Here is a 1,874-nt window from a genome sequence, read left to right as displayed (position 1 = left end):
AATCACCTGGTCAATGAGCTGATTCGGCGCTGCGGCGGTGAGCCGCTGCTGACGGACTCACCCGCCGTGGTGCCGCAGATCAATCGGGAAGCCTTGTGGCTGGCCAGGCCGCGTCTGATTCTGCATCCGGTCGCGAAGGGGCCGGCGCGCGAGGAGTGGATTGCCGCCTGGCGCAATGAGGCTGGGCCGCTTTCCGAGGTGGCACTGGCGGGTCTGACTCCTGACCTGATCAGCCGTCCCGGCCCGCGCAGTGTCGAGGCGATGGCAGAGGTCTGCGCTGCCATCGCGAAGGTGCAGGCGTCGGACTGAGGGCGGCGGAGTCAGGGCGGCTTCGTGCAGGATGCTCAGAAATCGATGCCGCGCCGCGCCTTGAGACCATGATTGAAGCCGTGGCGAATCTCGGTCATCTCGGTGACGGTATCGGCACAGGCAACGATCTCACGATTGGCATTGCGCCCGGTGATGATGACGGTCTGCTCCGCAGGACGATTCTCGAGTGCCGTCATCACTTCCTCCAGCGGCAGATAGCCGAACTTGACCATGTAGGTCAGCTCGTCGAGCACCACCAGATAGACGCTGTCATCACGCATCAGGCGCTGCGCTTGCTGCCAAACGGCCTGACAGGCGGCGGTATCGGCCTCACGATTCTGGGTATCCCAGGTGAAGCCGGTGGTCATGGCATGCACTTCGAGATTGGCATCCTCGGCGAGACGTTCGCGCTCGCCGCATTCCCACAGCCCCTTGATGAACTGGATGACACCGACCTTGTAGCCATAGCCCAGCGCGCGGGTGATGGTGCCCCAGGCGGCGGTCGTCTTGCCCTTGCCATTGCCGGTGAACACCAGCAGCTGGCCGCGCTCCTCATTGGCCTGCGCCACCTTGTCATCGACATGCGACTTGAGCTTTTCCATCGCGGCCTTGTGGCGGGTATTGCGGTCCGTCATGCGTATGCTCCGTGAGTCAAAGGCACAGCACCGACCCGGGGGACGGTGCTGTGATCGGTGCTGTGGTATGTGTGGCTGGTTGTCGCCCGAGGCACTTCAAAAGAGGCACCCCGGGAGAGCCGATCAGAAGAAGAAGGTGACGCCGCCTTCCACATAACGGCCCTGGGTGTTGTAGCCATTGACCAGCTGATATTCGCGATCGAAGACGTTATCCAGCTTGGCGCTCAGCTTGACGTTCGGCATCACCTGCCAGCTGGTGCGCAGATCGACCACGCCATAGCCGGCAGTGCGCGTGTCGGTGTAGGTGTCTGCGTCAGTATCGCTGCGGCTGGCGCTGCCACGCAGCGTGGCACCGAAGCTCCAGTCGTCGAACGCGTAATCGGCATCCAGACGCGCAAAGCGCTGGGCGCGGCGCTTCAATTGCTCACCGGTGTCGCGGTCCTCCGGGTCCTGCCAGGTCATGGCAAGGTTCACGCTCAGGGCCTCGCCTTGCCAGCCACTGCTCAGCTCGACGCCACGGATACGTGAGCGATCGATATTGATCGGTGAGAAGTCGACTCCTTCGTAGCTGATCAGATTGTCGATATCGGTCTGGAAGGCATTCAGCCCCAGATGCCAGTGATGTTGCTGCAGGCGCCAGAACAGTTCGGCCGTGGTGGAGGTCTCGGCATCGAGATCCGGATTGCCGGAGCCGTAGGGGCTGTAGAGGTCGATCAGATTCGGTGCCTTGAATGCGCTGGAATAGCTGGCCCCGAGCTGTTGCGCGGCCGTCAGATCATAGGCGTAGCTGGAGCCGCCCGTCATCTGGTGGCCATAACGATTGTCGTCGTCATAACGCAGGCTGGTCGTGACGTGGTGACGCTGTTGCTGAAGATGCCAGCTGCCGTAGACGCCGGTGGCATAGCGGCTATCGACGCTGTAGCCCTCGGC

Annotated in this window: 3 protein-coding genes; 1 reads left to right on the top strand and 2 read right to left on the bottom strand. The window is 62.5% G+C overall.

Annotation, left to right across the window (positions count from 1 at the left end; all coding sequences use genetic code 11):
• Nucleotides 1-309 (top strand): TroA family protein (locus AC4FAH_RS04585; protein WP_490245707.1); only part of this gene is annotated, 309 nt, incomplete at its 5' end.
• A 35-nt stretch (nt 310-344) separates the two neighbouring features.
• Here the strand turns inward: AC4FAH_RS04585 and cobO are convergent.
• Nucleotides 345-944 (bottom strand): cob(I)yrinic acid a,c-diamide adenosyltransferase, encoded by a 600-nt coding sequence (cobO, locus tag AC4FAH_RS04580; protein WP_153635209.1) that lies wholly within the window; start codon nt 942-944, stop codon nt 345-347.
• A 123-nt stretch (nt 945-1,067) separates the two neighbouring features.
• A partial coding sequence (locus AC4FAH_RS04575) for a TonB-dependent receptor domain-containing protein (protein WP_490245706.1) occupies nt 1,068-1,874 on the bottom strand: 807 nt, incomplete at its 5' end.

The organism is Cobetia sp., from assembly GCF_983723665.1.
This window is presented reverse-complemented; position numbering and strand designations above follow the sequence as displayed.

Bases quoted from the DNA above. Each gene is read 5' to 3' on its own strand.
- cobO (WP_153635209.1), bottom strand. From the start codon at position 944: ATGACGGACCGCAATACCCGCCACAAGGCCGCGATGGAAAAGCTCAAG.